The organism is Vibrio tasmaniensis (assembly GCF_024347635.1).
GTDB lineage: Bacteria > Pseudomonadota > Gammaproteobacteria > Enterobacterales > Vibrionaceae > Vibrio > Vibrio tasmaniensis.
On the sequence record NZ_AP025511.1, the window covers coordinates 1,450,600 to 1,464,987 of the forward strand.

The following is a 14,388-nucleotide window of genomic DNA, read 5'->3' on the forward strand; positions in this document are numbered from 1 at the left end:
AATGTTATCAACTAATTCATAATTAGCGTCATTAAACACATGTATTAAAAAGAGTTTTTCAGTTCCATTCACTACGTGAATGCTTCTCTTTTTGTGATTCAGATCTCACTTACAAAGTAGGAAAGTTATGCATAGCCCAATAACACTTGAAGCCTTACACATATTAGATGCCATTGATCGTCGTGGAAGCTTCGCGGCAGCGGCTAATGAAATGGACCGAGCACCTTCTTCATTGAGTTATCAAATCCAGAAGCTAGAACAAGACTTAGATATTATGATTTTTGATCGCTCAGGCCACCGTGCAAATTTCACGGAAGCGGGGCAGTTAATATTAGAGCAAGGAAGGATCATTCTTGGTGCCACTGAACAGCTCGTTAATGACGCGAGTATTCTTGCTAATGGCTGGGAGTTGGATTTAACGATTGCCTTTGATGGCATTATTCCGATTGCTAATTTCTTCCCATTAGTCGATGAACTCGGAAAAATAAGTAAAACTAGGGTTCGATTACAAGAAGAGATTCTAGCTGGATGTTGGGAATCTCTTTCAGACGGCCGAGCTGATTTATTGGTGTGCCCAAAGGTTGACACCATACCAAACGATATGAAAAGTGACATTATCGGTAAGATGGAAATGGTATGGGTTGCAGCATCGAATCATTATGTTCATAAGCGATCTGGTGATTTCGACCAAAAGGCGAGAGAAAGTTACAGGGTTATCGCAATTGCAGATACAGCGCGTGACCAACCTGCATTAAGCATCAATATTCTAGAAAAGCAGCCACGTTTAACCGTAACAAGCTTCCCAGCCAAGGTAGAGGCTCTAACTGCAGGGTTAGGGATCGGCACCTTACCGAATAGTGTAGCTAAACCTTTGATTGAATCTGGCGTTCTACAACAAATTTCGGGTACCGAACCACAGCCTATCGACATCGTAATGGCTTGGCGACGCAACAAGATGGGCGACGCCAAGTCTTGGTGTATTCAACACCTAAAAAAAACATGGGCGTTAAAGTAACGGCAACACCATATCTGCAGTGCCGTCTTCAAAACTGATATCTAGCTCAAAGCCCAGCTTCTGGGCTAGTGTCAACATCCCTCGGTTGGTCGGCATCGTCATGCCCGACATCTGCTTGGTCTGCTTTGTACGACAGTAGTCAATAACCTTAGTCATCAAAATGCGGCCTAATCCGACGCCTTTCAGATCGGAACGTATCAGAATAGCGAACTCTGCATCGGTGTTCTCTGGGTTAATCAGCGCTCTCGATACGCCAATAATCGCGGGTACGCCTTGTTCCTTTCGAACGACCACAAATGCAATTTCTCTATCAAAGTCAATCTGAGTAAAGTTAGCCAACGCCTCATGATTGAATTCACCCACATCACTAAAGAAACGCTTGTAAAGGTCTTCTTTGGATACACGATGAATAAAATCAGCATGAAGCGGCTCGTCTTCAGGAAGGATCGGGCGTAACAACACCTCAGTGCCGTCCTTAAGTACGATATTCTCTTCCAATTCGACTGGATAAGGGCGAATCGCAAGACGTTCTTGAGGATCGCCTTGGTATGCTTTCAAGATGATATCGGCATCTAATATCGTGAACTTGTCACCATTGGCCAGTACTGGATGGATATCCAAATCATGTATTTCAGGGCAATCCACTACCATCTGAGATATACGCACCAACAATTCAGAGAGACCTTCAATATCAATCGGGTTAGGTAGTTTTTGCAGGCGAATCTTGCCACTTTTTATCGCCCGAATGATCAAGTAACGCGCCAGTGTCATATTGAGTGGTGGAAAGGCGGCAGCAGCATCAATGGATTCATCCCATTCTGAACCTCCTTGACCAAGTAAAATGATAGGACCAAAGGTTTCGTCCGTTGTCACTTTTACACGTAGTTCTTGCCCGCCGGCGAGTTTGGCCATTCCTTGAATTAACAAGCCATGAATATGCGCAGTAGGGAACGACAGTTGAGAGCGATCGAGAATCGCCTGAGCCGCATTCGCGACTTCATTGCTGTTTCTTAAATTAAGCATGACTCCTTGCACGTCCGATTTGTGTGCAATGTCTGGCGAGCGTAGTTTAACTGCGACTGGGTAACCAATCGTTTCGGCAATATGTACCGCTTCACTTGGGTCAGAAGCTATCCAAGTTGGTAATACATCTAGGTTGAAGTGCTTGAAAAATTGGCTATTTTGATGCGTATCAAGGCTAACTGTATCTTTATCCAGTAGTTGTCGTTCTATCCAACTTTTTGCATCGGCTAAGTCTTCAATATGGACTTTTTCTGCCGTGGTTGGCGTTTCCATTAACTGACGCTGGTTACGTCTGTACTCGACCAAGTGCATGAATGCGACCACTGAACTTTCAGGTGTTCGATACGTTGGAAAACCCGCTTCAGTAAACAACTTTCGTGCTGGCTTTGCTGTTAGCTCGCCAGACCAATTCGTTAGGATGTTAAAACGCTTGTGGCGAGGATGTTTTTTTATGGCATCAATAATTCGCTCAGCTGTTTTAGCTGAATGTGCGATCGCAGAAGGGCTGTGCATGATAAGAATCGCATCCGCTTCATCACCATCAAGCAAGATGTTTATCGTATCGATATAGCGTTGCTCACCTGCATCGCCCACAATATCGATTGGATTACTCTGAGACCAACTCAATGGCAAAACCTTATTGAGTTTCTCTAGCGTATCTTCAGAAAACTCGGCAAGCTTACCACCACGGTCAAAAAGGGTATCCACCGCCATGATCGCAGGGCCGCCGCCATTGGTCACAATAGCCAAGCGCTCTCCACGCAATGGCACTGAATGAGTCAGAGTCTCTACCGCTGCAAACAGTTCGTGTAAGTTCTTAACTCGTAGCATGCCGCTGCGTCGGATCGCTGAGTCATAGATAATATCTAACGTATCGGCACCGCCAGTATGTAGCATTGCTGCCGCCCGGCCTTTAGCGGTTCGTCCGCCTTTCAACACCAGAATTCGTCTATTACGTGACGCTGCACGCGCAGCAGAGATAAAGCGCCTCGCATCTTTAATACTATCGACATAAAGCAATATTGCTTCGGTGTGAGAGTCGGTACTCAGATAATCCAACAGCTCCGAGAATTCGATGTCATTGCCATTACCTATCGAGATAAACGCCGAGAAGCCGATCTCTTTATCGTTCGCCCAATCTAAAATCGTGGTACACACTGCTGCGGATTGAGAAACAAAGGCAATTTTACCTGGCAGCGCCGTCACCGGAGAGAAAGAGGCATTCAAATTTAACCACGGAAGAATAACTCCCAAGCTATTGGAACCAAGTACCCGGATATTGTTTGCTTTGGCTATTGCAATACATCTCTCATCAAACGTCTCACCATTATCACTTTGCTGTTGCATGTCGGAGGAGAGTACAATGACAGAAGCGATGCCTTTCTTGGCTAACTCTTCAAAAATGGTCACATTGCGTGTCGCGTTGGTACACAGAATAGCAAGGTCAGGCACGATAGGCAGTGACAGAATGTTTTTGTAAGAGAGCACGCCCGCCACAGAATCGTATTTTGGTGTTACCGGCATCACCGCACCTTTAAAATCCCCGTGTAACAAATTGTTCATGACGATATATCCTGCACGCGTTTCTCGTTGAGAAGCACCAACAACAGCGATTGAACGGGGTTTAAGTAGGGGATCAAGATGATTCATAGACATATCCTAGCAATGCACGTAAGTTCATCGTAACTTACTTTTCACTCACGGGTTGATTGCAAATTCACCGAATTAAGATGAATAAGCAGACACTGCATAAAGTTTGTGAAATAGGTCACCCACTAATGGTGTATAATCTTAAAGTTAACTTGATTCTAAACCGACGTATCGGCATGATTTATAGTAGTAATTATTATTAAGGATATAGAGCTTTCCATGAAAAAACTTGCAATTGTGACTTTGCCACTGCTCTTGGCTGCATGTGTATCTGACAACTACGTTACCAACGTAACGTCAGATAGTTATCAAGAAGAGTTCAAAACGGCTAAAGTTGAAGCTCCTGTTGTATCTCAATCTGAGCAAACTGCCGTTGTTGAAGAGAACGTGGTTAACGTTGTCAGAACCGCACCTGTAGAACAAAAAATCACTCACACGACTAGAGCTAAGCCGGTTGCGACAATCACAGCTCCAACCAAGAAGCAACAAGACATGAACCAGCGCTTTGGTTACACAGTTCAAGTTGTGGCTGTTGGCAGCCAAGCCAAAGTCGATTCTTTTGTGAAAATGCTACCAACGACTTCCCAGCCAATTTGGGAAAACTACAAAATGGTTAACGGTACCAAGTGGTTCACTGTACTTTACGGTGACTACGCGACACGCTTAGATGCTAAAAAGGCGATTTCCTCTCTGCCTACCAGCTTTCAAAACTTGAAGCCATTCGTAAAAAGCATTGATGACATCAAGAACTCTGAATACCCAACGCTTAACAAGTTAAACTAAGTTTTAAATCATAAAGAAGGAGCAAATGCTCCTTCTTTTGTTTTATGACGGTTGGTTTTGTTTAATAGTTAATCGCTCACTCCTTAGATGACAACTTTAGCATTCAAAACACTGTACCTATTTCGACTTTTGTTTATCATTGAAGTCAGTATTCCTAGTTTCAAGGACCGAATTTACCCATGAACACCACAAACATCCTTCTACTTTGCGGCGGTGGATCTTCAGAGCATGAAGTGTCTATCGTTTCAGCCAATTATCTTTTTGAACAACTTAATAGCGTTGCAGATTTTAACGTTGTGAGAGTTGAAATTAAAAACGAAGGCTGGTGTCTTGATTCTGGTGAGTTGGTTTATCTTGATATTAACGATCAAACCTTACGTGGCGACAACTTAGCATCTAAAGTCGATTTCATTGTCCCTTGTATTCATGGTTTCCCTGGCGAAACAGGTGACATTCAATCACTGTTTGAAATGGCTAAAATTCCGTACCTAGGTTGTGGTTCTGAAGCAAGCAACAACAGCTTCAATAAAATCACATCAAAACTTTGGTACGACGCTCTGGGTATCCCAAATACGCCGTATCTGTTCTTATCCGACAATACTGAACAAGCTCATGTGCAAGCGACACAAGCCTTTGAAAGTTGGGGGAAAGTGTTCGTCAAAGCGGCTCGTCAGGGTTCTTCCGTTGGCTGCTACCAAGTCAATCAAGTAGATGATTTAAGTGAAGCAATCAACAAGGCATTTACCTTCTCTGATCAAGTACTTATTGAGAAATCAGTGGTGCCAAGAGAGCTAGAAGTTGCCGCTTATGAAATCGATGGCAAGCTACAGATAAGTAAGCCAGGCGAGGTGATTGCACCGAATGGCGCATTTTACTCTTACGAAGAGAAGTACAGTGCAGACAGCCACTCAATTACTGAAGTTGAAGCAACTAACTTAACCGATGAACAACGTGAATTGATTGCAGGCAGCGCCCGCAAGGTATTCACACAGATGAAGCTTCGTCACTTGTCTCGTATCGATTTCTTCCTAACACAAGACAATGAGATCTACCTGAACGAAGTGAATACCTTCCCAGGTATGACGCCAATTTCCATGTTCCCAAAAATGGTTGAACATGATGGCCACAAATTCAGCCAGTTCTTAGAGAACTGCGTGAGAACGAGCCTTGCTTAGTTTATCCAGTTTTAAATAACTCATTAGATAGCATAATAGCGCCTTGAGCTTACCTGCCAAGGCGCTATTTGTATGTAAGTCGGAAGCTTTTCGTTTTTCAAGTCAGTTGTTTGATTGACCAAGTCGTTTATTACAATCTACCTATAAAAAACCTGCCTATAAAAAACTGCAGATAAACAAGCCGCCTCTGAACAAGGCCATCAGCTTATTGCCAAGGGATTAGTGCTTTAAACTTCATCTTCTCACTCTCAGATGTACCCGAATAACCCACATATTGCGCAGGCATTGCAGGGCTGAGCCAACGACCAAAATCTTGGATTTCTCTCACCTTAAGGCCTTGTTTCGACAGTTCTTGTGCAGCACCTACACGAATCGAATTCCCGGAGAAGTGGTGGTTGTCAGCCAATTGAAGTAAGTCACTTGCTCTTCTCAATATTCTGTAGATCGACGAATCATCTAAAGGTTGCAGACTGATATTTTCATGTTTATCTATCGCACGAAACACAGGCAACTCGTCTTGTGTTCCAGTAAACGAAAACCAACGTTCAAGTGCGGCGCTTGCTACTCGCGATAGCCTATACACTGAATCTTTTATTGTAATCTGGTAATCATTCTCAACGCTCTCGACATTATCCATCAACAACGTCTTTAGTTCTGATCGCTTTAAAGCACACTCGAACATCACATTATAAATCGCGATATCTCGGATCTCTTTTAAGCTCGATTTCTCATGGGAAAGTAACGTGTTTAACTCTGTGAGGTGTGTGGATGTCATGGCATTGGTTTGTTTCGCATCACCAGCCATCCTGGCTTGCAAGTGGAGCAGGGTAAAGCGAACTTGCCTATGCTTGATTGGGTTGGCAAAGCTCAACACAGTATGTAACAAGCTAAGTGTTGCAGTGTAACGTTTCAAAGACGCAAATTTTCTTTCACTGGATTCAGTCTCAAGAAAACGCCGAACAGCAGTAATCGATGCAGGAAGTGTGTTGATACGATTTTTAGTACAGTACGCATGGTAGCGATTCCAGTCACTGTAGATACCCAATAAGGAGTTTCGAGAGTACTGATATCCTGTTAACTCATCTATAATTTCAATTGTCGCGTGGCTGTTTAATTTTTCAACAAATGAATTAATTGTCACAGAGTCGGTTAAAATCGGGACTTTTTTTCTCAAATTACCGTACCTCAACAGGTGTTTTTACCATATTATGCTTGATATCATTAGAAGTATACTTATGATTAACGTAATGAAAACAAAACGATGATCAATGGATATGGCGAATTCAGTTTACCGAGGCGTTCCTCTACAATCAGCGGATGCAAACAACACCGTTTGGCGTGCCAAGCTAAAAAACAACATTATTCAAGGCAATTTACCTGCTGTGAAAAAGAGTATTGATTGGTGGATTGATACTGCGACCCTTATTGACCCGAAAGAGTTTACAGCGTTAAACAGGTCGAGGGCGTCTGGTGGCGGCTTAACTGAAAACTTCCATGGTTACCAAATTAAAAATGATACCGGTGAGCCTAACGCTTGGTATTGCATGTTTAACGGGCGCCTAATTAAAGGTGGCAAGATTGCAATCCAGCGTCATATAGAGGCTTTCTTACTCGCAAAACAAAAAGCAGCACAGCAAAAGAAGTAAAATTATGAGCCTAGTATATTCAACTGAAACAGGTCGTATTAAACCTGAAGAAGAGAAAGTCCAGCGCCCTAAAGGTGATGGTATTGTTCGAATCCAAAAAGAAACCAAAGGCCGTAAAGGCAAAGGCGTTTCTATCGTAACAGGCTTAGACCTAGATGACGCACCATTAAAGTTAATGGCGGCAGAACTAAAAAAAGTGTGCGGCTGTGGCGGCTCAGTAAAAGATGGCAACATCGAGATTCAAGGCGACGCTCGTGACAAGCTCAAAGCGCATCTTGAAAAGAAAGGCTACAAAGTTAAATTTGCTGGCGGTTAAGCTCTAACTAATGCCAGGGGTAAAATCGAAGATTATTATCACTGGTTATTAGGTATTTTATGGTAAATAGCCACTATGGTTAAATACACAGTAGAATTCAGAGAGTACAGATACGAAATAAAGGCAGGGCATCACACAAAGATACCTGCCTTATAAATACCGAATTCTGGGTTTCGTCAAGGTACGTGAGTGAGTGGCGTACAAGTCATATAAGCTATTATATTTAATATATTTTATCTCAAGTGGATTGACGCGCTAAAATTCATGAACCAAAATTTAGTTCATGAACTTATGAATGGCTGTATGAATATCAACCAAAACTGTCTATTCAACTTCATGAGCTTCACGAATACTATACGTGAGATATGACACAACTAAACTGAACCTACTTTACTCAAAACTCGAACAATTACTTACCATTTAACGCCAGTTGTGATCGATTAATGTGCCTAAATAGTTAGTGTGTATAAGCTATAGTACAGCAACTATTCAATCCCGAGAACACAAAGAGCGAATTTTGAATCAATAGCGACTTTGAACTCCGTTTTCTGACAAAACTTTAGCCTGCAAAATCTAGCAATAGTTCCCTCGAGTTTACTAATTCGAATTCACAACTAAAACAAGTAAACTTAACTATAGTAGTATCTTCATATATCCCTAGTTACGCTGATACAACTTTAGTGTTAGCGCTCACATTTCAAAAAAAGATAGCTATAAAATACCTGTATTTAATTATGTAATTCCATTTATAATTGTTCATTATCTAATTGTTATATAAGGATTTATGTAGATATGTCTAATGACTTCATTTGCTTTGTTGGTAGTAGCATCCCTGATTTTACACAAAGATGCAAAAACTCTTTTTTCTTGAAAAATAACTCGTGGGATGACTATTCGTATCGTACGACCTACGAGTTATACTTTATAGGTGAAGATAAAAGTTATCAAATAATAGGACATGTTAAAGTCGCAAAGAAAGGTCTTACTGAAGGCGAGCGTCCATTACAAAATGGTAAGCTTGAAGCTTTGGACGGAAATTACTTTTCTTTAGGGCAAGATAAAGAGTTCTATACAAATCTAAGAAGCTTATCTACAAACTATGGTAGTCTATTTCTATCAAGTTTAAATGATATTTCATTCAACTATAAATTATGGGTAGAGAACTACAGTGAATCAGCTTTAATTATTTCATTGATGCGAGATGTCACAGCATTAGATGTCGTCAGTTTCAATCTTGTATTTAATGGTAAAAACGATAAATTAAGCTATACCGTCAAATTCACCTATGATAATGAGGAAATTGATTTTTCTGTAAATCATAACGATAATATATATCGCAATTCAAATATCCATTCGTTAATAGGGAATAATGGTGTTGGTAAAACAACAATTTTAAAAGAGCTTGTAAATAAAATTGCTCACAATGATTTTACTTGTCACCTTTGTATTCCAGAGTTATCTGATGTTTTAAATCAAGAATTAGAAATACCATATATAGATAGAGTTATATATGCAAGCTTTTCTGCATTTGATAATAACTTGCCTTCTATACCAAAAGGTTATAAGTATGATTACTTAGGGTTGCACAATGATTCAGGTAGTTTTAAAGGTCCAGCAGATCTTCGAGATGAGTTTAAGTCTGCATTCGAGAAATTGATAGAAAGGTCAGATCAAAAGTATTTATCTGAAGTATTCGAGCCTCTATGTAAAGTTGAGTATTTATATGAGCATGTAAATAACATTCAGACTAACTTTAGTAACATTGATGAAATCATTTCTATCTATAATGAGTTAAGTTCTGGTCACCGTATAGTAATTCATACTTTAGTATTATTAATGAATAAACTTCGTCAAGGTATGATTACACTGTTCGATGAACCAGAAACTCATCTTCATCCACCTTTGTTAGGTGCTTTCCTCCAATCATTGCAAGTCATATGTAACACTCACAATGGAATGATCATATTTGCAACACATTCTCCAATTATCCTTCAAGAGATTTTGTCTTCTAATGTCTATGTTCTCCGCCGCGTAGATAACGAAGCTATATTTGATCGTCCTCATATAACTACATACGGTCAAAACGTTTCTAAGCTTACACGAACCGCCTTCGGCTACCAGAAGGTCGGTTTTCATAAAACTATTAGTGATTTAGTAGCATCTGAAGATATTACAAAGGAAAATATTGATGAGATAGACACTATCGGTTCTGAAGCTAGAAAACTGGCATGGACGCAGTTATATAGGAATGAAGATGATAAATAAATTCCATAAAATTCACGAATTTCAACAAGACCGTGTAATTGAATTCTACCTTAATAATACAGGTAGTTCTAAGGTTAAGAGAAAAGAATTAAAACTGATTAAAAAAGATCTTTTAGACGACTTTAAAATTTACAAAACCCTCGGTCAATTGGGCAAGTTACATAACATATCACGTCATATATCAACGATATCTGACGAAAACAAAACTACTCTAAATTTACTTTATAAATCATATTTACCTAAAACCGGAATGAGAAAGAAAGTTTTTTCTACCAGTTTAATATGTCCAGCTTGTCAAAAAGGATATGCAACTGAACGATCATCTTTAGATCATTTTCTTCCTTCTTCGATTTTCCCAAACTTTTATGTTTATCCACTTAACCTAATTCCAACATGTGGCGATTGTAATAGAATCAAGAATGATGAGCTTCCTTCAAGTCACCTAGATAATTTGCCACACCCATACTTTGATGGTTTTTTATTTAAAAATCACTGGTTGGAGATTGAAGTTTATAATAGAAAACCATTAAATTTCACTTTTAAAATTCCAAATAACCTCAGCAAGAAAAACAGACTAAAGATAATTAACCATATCTTAGCGTATGACTTAGAAGATACACTATTTACACATGTAGATAGTATCTTTGTGGATGTTGACGAAGATTTTAAAGAAATATATGACTCTAAAGGAGGAGCTAACCTAAAAAAATATATTGGTTCTCTTAGAAAAACAGCTTTCGTTGAAAATCATAAGAATAAATTTCTTCCCATAAACTTAGAATATGCGTTGTTCGATGCATTATACAGCTCTGATTGGTTCTGCAATAGTTATTATAGCTAGGTAATATGGTGTGTTTTAACTGGTCAAAGAGCTCTGTATCAATGAAAACCATGCTTCGTACCCGTGCATCATACCTGAGGGGGGGGATTTGTACTCACTATATTAGTGATGCATATAGTAAGAATTATTGAAGTAAGTCCTTATTATAAAGTGATTTAACATGAATATTTGCACTCGCTATAAATGCGATACATGCGACACCTTGATAGATTGTCGTATAGGATTCTCTAACCGTGACGTTCAGCCACTTCAGTTCGCTTGTCCTGCGTGTCGTTAGCTCTATTGGGCACGATTCGTTCTATCACTTGTAATCAGGACTAGACCTTCTTAACAAACTTGGAGAGCATCACCGTACTTTAAAAAGACTGATATCATAGTACAAACAGGGCAACATCAAAGGATTTGAGAAAGTAATCAAGGGACTAGATGACCTAGATTTTGTAAAGCTAAAGTCCCATAAGAATGAAGATGTTATCGCAGCTCTTTACAGTGCTTTATGGTAAATACTGTTAAATCTCGATGAATATGAACTTATAAGAAACCCGTAATGGTGAGTGGTAAGCTATCATAAAAGTTTTGTATCGGACAAACCGTGTGGGTAAGTCATTGATCCTACCTCACTCATGAACTTATCTTTAACCCCAGCGAATTTAACATAACGTACATAATACGCACCGAATCTGTAAGCCCCAGATAGTAATGTCACTTTTGAGCCAGATTAAAATGTCACCTTAGCACTGGTTGCTGACTACATTTCATGTACCAGCTTCGGTTACTAAGGACTCCTGAGATGTTGATTGCCATGAGTGAAAAAGAAATTAGTCGATTCAAAGTTATTCAAGACGTCTGTGAACATCGTTTGCGTCGTACTGATGCGGCAGAGATACTTTCGTTAAGTGAGCGTCAAGTTCAAAGGTTAATGAACAAACTACGTGAACATGGTGCGGCTAGTTTAACCCATGCTTCTAGAGGTAAACCCAGTAATCGACGTTATTCTGACGAATATCGCAAAGAGATTCTTTCGACTATCCATAAACACTATTCTGATTTCTCGCCCACATTTGCACGTGAAAAGATCATAGAAAATCATAATTTAGCTATCTCGTTAGAGACACTTCGCCAATGGATGATTGCCGATAACCTTTGGATCCCGCACTCACAACGAAAACCTCGGATCTATCAGCCTCGTTACCGTCGTGATTGCTTGGGTGAACTTATTCAAATTGACGGCTCCCATCATGACTGGTTTGAAGGCCGCAGCGACAAATGCTGCCTATTGGTGTTCATTGACGATGCAACTGGCCGCTTGATGAACCTAAGATTCAGCGAAACGGAATCCGCGTTTGACTACATGTTGGCGACGCGTGAATACCTCAATGAGCACGGTAAACCCATCGCATTTTACAGCGACAAACACTCCATATTTAGAGTGAATCAGGAGAAACACAAACAAGTTGGCCAGACCCAATACGGGCGCGTGCTGAAAGAGCTGGCGATAGAACTCATTTGTGCCAACAGCTCCCAAGCCAAAGGCCGTGTTGAGCGAGCCAATCTCACGTTGCAAGACCGGCTGGTTAAAGAGATGCGCTTACAAGGCATCAACACCATCGAGCAAGCCAACGCCTGGCTTCCCTACTTCATCGCCGATTTTAACCACCGCTTTGCTAAGCCCGCTCAATACCCGAAAAACATGCATCGTCCGGTTCGAGAATCCAAGCAAGAACTCGACGATATTTTCAGTTGGCAAGAAAGCCGCAAGCTCTCAAAATCACTGACATTTCAATACGATAAAGTAATTTATCTCATTGAGCCCACCGAAGAAAACAGCCGATTAATGCACGAAACCGTGAAGGTACTCGACTACCCAAATGGAGAAATCGCCATTCAGTACGGGCATCGAAAACTCGAATTCAAAACCTTCGACAAACTCGAGCACGTTCAACAAACCCAAATCGTCGACAACAAACGCCTCGGCCAAGTTTTAAAATTTGCTCAGCAACAACAACAAGAATTCGAACAACAACAGCAACGAACCCGCAGTAAGAAAGCGCCCAAGCGCCGTGCACAACAAAGAGCCTTACAAACCGCGCCTCGAGCCATCAACCCTGTCCTCACTGACCCCTTCAAAGCCTCCAGTCGAAAGACTTAACAAGGGGACATTTCTATTGGGGACAAATAAGGACATTTTAAAATGGGATTGACAGAATATGTAGGCGCAAAGTTGTAATGTCACTATTTTCCAAAGTTAAAATGTCCCTTAAGTTCATCACCACAAGGCTTGATTGATCTTGGCACGAAAAATCATCTGTGCTTCGAAACTTATGTTACTGATTACGTTTAACAATGATTTTCTAACGAGCATCAAAAAGGCCGGACAAGCCGACCTTCTCATTGAGCATGTTACGTACCCACGATCTTATTCGGTTAAGCGCAGCAAGCCACTCACCATAATTGAACCGATTAAGTTCGAGTAAGCAAGGCTTTTAGCTCTTGAGCTAATATTTCCAAACCAGAAATAACGTTATCTGCTGAGCTTTCCATTTGTTCCAAATATTGAAATGACAATTCTAGATCACCATCAATTTTTGCTTGAACCGCTTTTTTACCGTAAAGGTGCACTTCCTCATGAGGTCTTTCTAGGTTCTTGAAGCTGGTTATATCGGATAATAAGTCACGACCACGCCCCTTATAATACCATTGACCTAATCGGCAATTATGGTGGTCTACAATATTGTCGATATCAGTTATGTTACTGTTAATATTTTTGTAAACGTCGATTTTCCAAGCAACATGGTCTAAGGCAACAAGCCTCAAAAATATTTGGTTATAGCTTCTTTTTACAAGCACATAAAGTTTATGTGAGTTGGTTACTAAAATAGTAATAATATCAACGAGTTCTTCAGATTGGTCTCCTAATGTATCGAATTCCATATTAACTTTTTGCATATCATCATGACATGCCGTTGTATTATCACTAATCTTTGAAACTACACTTTTTATTTGTTGTGCTGATTGACCTGCTGTTTGTGCAAGGGATCTTACTTCGTCAGCAACAACAGCAAAGCCTCGGCCATGTTCACCGGCCCTTGCAGCTTCAATCGCAGCATTGAGTGCAAGTAAGTTAGTTTGTTCAGATACGGCATCAATCGTGACGACAAATTTAGCAATATCTTCTGCATTTAGTTTAAGTATATTAACCTGCTCGCCAATTTTAATTGTGTTGCTTTTCGTTTCGAGCAGCTTAGATTTAAAATGTTCGAGCAGCGCTAAACCATCACGAGTTTCTTCTTCATACGAAGACAGAAATGCAGCGGTTTGCTCTGCTGATTCAGCTAGGCTACTGCGAATATCTTGCAATGGCAATGTGGTGTTTATGACACGGTTGACCATGACTTGGCTTGCTTCATACCTCTCTTCAATGGCATTTTTATCAGCTTCGAGCTCAGCAATCCTTTGCTTTAAGTTATTTTGGATATTCACATTAGATTTTAAGTCTTGCTTAGATTGCAATAATTCACTTGTTAATGAATTGATTTTATTTGAGGAAATGAATTTGTACATGGATTAATCTCGTATAGAGGAAAAATAAACACACTTTTTAGATGGTTATAAGGCGTGGTTATTATATGTGTATAGTATGCTATGGCAAGTATATTATAACTCTAAAATCAATA

The 14,388-nt window shown here is 40.2% G+C and carries 11 protein-coding genes and 1 pseudogene; 8 read left to right on the forward strand and 4 right to left on the reverse strand.

Features of this window, described 5'->3' with window-relative positions; genetic code table 11:
• Positions 1-127: 127 nt before the first annotated feature.
• Entirely contained in the window at positions 128-1,015 is an 888-nt protein-coding gene (locus OCV44_RS20635; RefSeq protein WP_065679020.1) for a LysR family transcriptional regulator, read from the forward strand.
• Here the strand turns inward: OCV44_RS20635 and OCV44_RS20640 are convergent.
• Positions 1,007-3,688, reverse strand: a complete 2,682-nt coding sequence (locus OCV44_RS20640; RefSeq protein WP_139685079.1) for a bifunctional acetate--CoA ligase family protein/GNAT family N-acetyltransferase — start codon at positions 3,686-3,688, stop codon at positions 1,007-1,009. The genes OCV44_RS20635 and OCV44_RS20640 overlap by 9 nt on opposite strands.
• A 219-nt stretch (positions 3,689-3,907) precedes the next feature.
• Between OCV44_RS20640 and OCV44_RS20645 the strand changes: the two genes are divergently transcribed.
• The gene (locus OCV44_RS20645; protein ID WP_139685078.1) at positions 3,908-4,471 is read left to right on the forward strand and encodes an SPOR domain-containing protein; all 564 of its coding nucleotides are present in this window, start codon (positions 3,908-3,910) and stop codon (positions 4,469-4,471) included.
• Positions 4,472-4,650: 179 nt separating this feature from the next.
• Positions 4,651-5,646 (forward strand): D-alanine--D-alanine ligase, encoded by a 996-nt coding sequence (locus tag OCV44_RS20650; RefSeq protein WP_139685077.1) that lies wholly within the window; start codon positions 4,651-4,653, stop codon positions 5,644-5,646.
• Positions 5,647-5,851: 205 nt separating this feature from the next.
• Here OCV44_RS20650 and OCV44_RS20655 read toward each other — a convergent pair whose 3' ends face one another.
• Complete coding sequence (locus tag OCV44_RS20655; protein WP_139685076.1) at positions 5,852-6,820, reverse strand: tyrosine-type recombinase/integrase; 969 nt, start codon at positions 6,818-6,820, stop codon at positions 5,852-5,854.
• A 100-nt stretch (positions 6,821-6,920) separates the two neighbouring features.
• Between OCV44_RS20655 and OCV44_RS20660 the strand changes: the two genes are divergently transcribed.
• From OCV44_RS20660 to OCV44_RS20680, 5 genes are all read left to right on the forward strand, one after another.
• On the forward strand, positions 6,921-7,292 hold the full coding sequence (locus OCV44_RS20660; protein ID WP_086051512.1) for a DUF3319 domain-containing protein: 372 nt from the start codon (positions 6,921-6,923) through the stop codon (positions 7,290-7,292).
• Positions 7,293-7,296: 4 nt separating this feature from the next.
• Positions 7,297-7,608 (forward strand): stress response translation initiation inhibitor YciH, encoded by a 312-nt coding sequence (yciH, locus tag OCV44_RS20665; RefSeq protein WP_009845368.1) that lies wholly within the window; start codon positions 7,297-7,299, stop codon positions 7,606-7,608.
• 792 nt (positions 7,609-8,400) lie between these two features.
• On the forward strand, positions 8,401-9,873 hold the full coding sequence (locus OCV44_RS20670) for an AAA family ATPase (protein ID WP_139685075.1): 1,473 nt from the start codon (positions 8,401-8,403) through the stop codon (positions 9,871-9,873).
• On the forward strand, positions 9,863-10,714 hold the full coding sequence (locus OCV44_RS20675) for an HNH endonuclease signature motif containing protein (RefSeq protein ID WP_139685074.1): 852 nt from the start codon (positions 9,863-9,865) through the stop codon (positions 10,712-10,714). The genes OCV44_RS20670 and OCV44_RS20675 overlap by 11 nt, the downstream gene beginning before the upstream one ends.
• An 802-nt stretch (positions 10,715-11,516) precedes the next feature.
• Positions 11,517-12,863 (forward strand): ISNCY family transposase, encoded by a 1,347-nt coding sequence (locus OCV44_RS20680; RefSeq protein WP_261900941.1) that lies wholly within the window; start codon positions 11,517-11,519, stop codon positions 12,861-12,863.
• A 311-nt stretch (positions 12,864-13,174) separates the two neighbouring features.
• On the opposite strand, the gene OCV44_RS22310 is transcribed toward OCV44_RS20680, so the two are convergent.
• Together OCV44_RS22310 and OCV44_RS22315 are read right to left on the reverse strand one after the other, a co-directional pair.
• Positions 13,175-13,660, reverse strand: coding sequence for a CZB domain-containing protein (locus OCV44_RS22310; RefSeq protein ID WP_390903465.1), 486 nt, complete (start codon positions 13,658-13,660; stop codon positions 13,175-13,177).
• A pseudogene (locus OCV44_RS22315) lies at positions 13,655-14,275 on the reverse strand (methyl-accepting chemotaxis protein); the annotation flags it as partial. The gene OCV44_RS22310 and the pseudogene OCV44_RS22315, both read right to left, overlap by 6 nt.
• Positions 14,276-14,388 lie beyond the last annotated feature (113 nt).

Bases quoted from the DNA above. Each gene is read 5' to 3' on its own strand.
- OCV44_RS20670 (WP_139685075.1), top strand. From the start codon at position 8,401: ATGTCTAATGACTTCATTTGCTTTGTTGGTAGTAGCATCCCTGATTTT.
- OCV44_RS20640 (WP_139685079.1), bottom strand. From the start codon at position 3,688: ATGAATCATCTTGATCCCCTACTTAAACCCCGTTCAATCGCTGTTGTT.
- OCV44_RS20675 (WP_139685074.1), top strand. From the start codon at position 9,863: ATGATAAATAAATTCCATAAAATTCACGAATTTCAACAAGACCGTGTA.
- OCV44_RS20680 (WP_261900941.1), top strand. From the start codon at position 11,517: ATGAGTGAAAAAGAAATTAGTCGATTCAAAGTTATTCAAGACGTCTGT.
- OCV44_RS20645 (WP_139685078.1), top strand. From the start codon at position 3,908: ATGAAAAAACTTGCAATTGTGACTTTGCCACTGCTCTTGGCTGCATGT.
- OCV44_RS22310 (WP_390903465.1), bottom strand. From the start codon at position 13,660: ATGCAAAAAGTTAATATGGAATTCGATACATTAGGAGACCAATCTGAA.
- OCV44_RS20660 (WP_086051512.1), top strand. From the start codon at position 6,921: ATGGCGAATTCAGTTTACCGAGGCGTTCCTCTACAATCAGCGGATGCA.
- OCV44_RS20635 (WP_065679020.1), top strand. From the start codon at position 128: ATGCATAGCCCAATAACACTTGAAGCCTTACACATATTAGATGCCATT.
- yciH (WP_009845368.1), top strand. From the start codon at position 7,297: ATGAGCCTAGTATATTCAACTGAAACAGGTCGTATTAAACCTGAAGAA.
- OCV44_RS20650 (WP_139685077.1), top strand. From the start codon at position 4,651: ATGAACACCACAAACATCCTTCTACTTTGCGGCGGTGGATCTTCAGAG.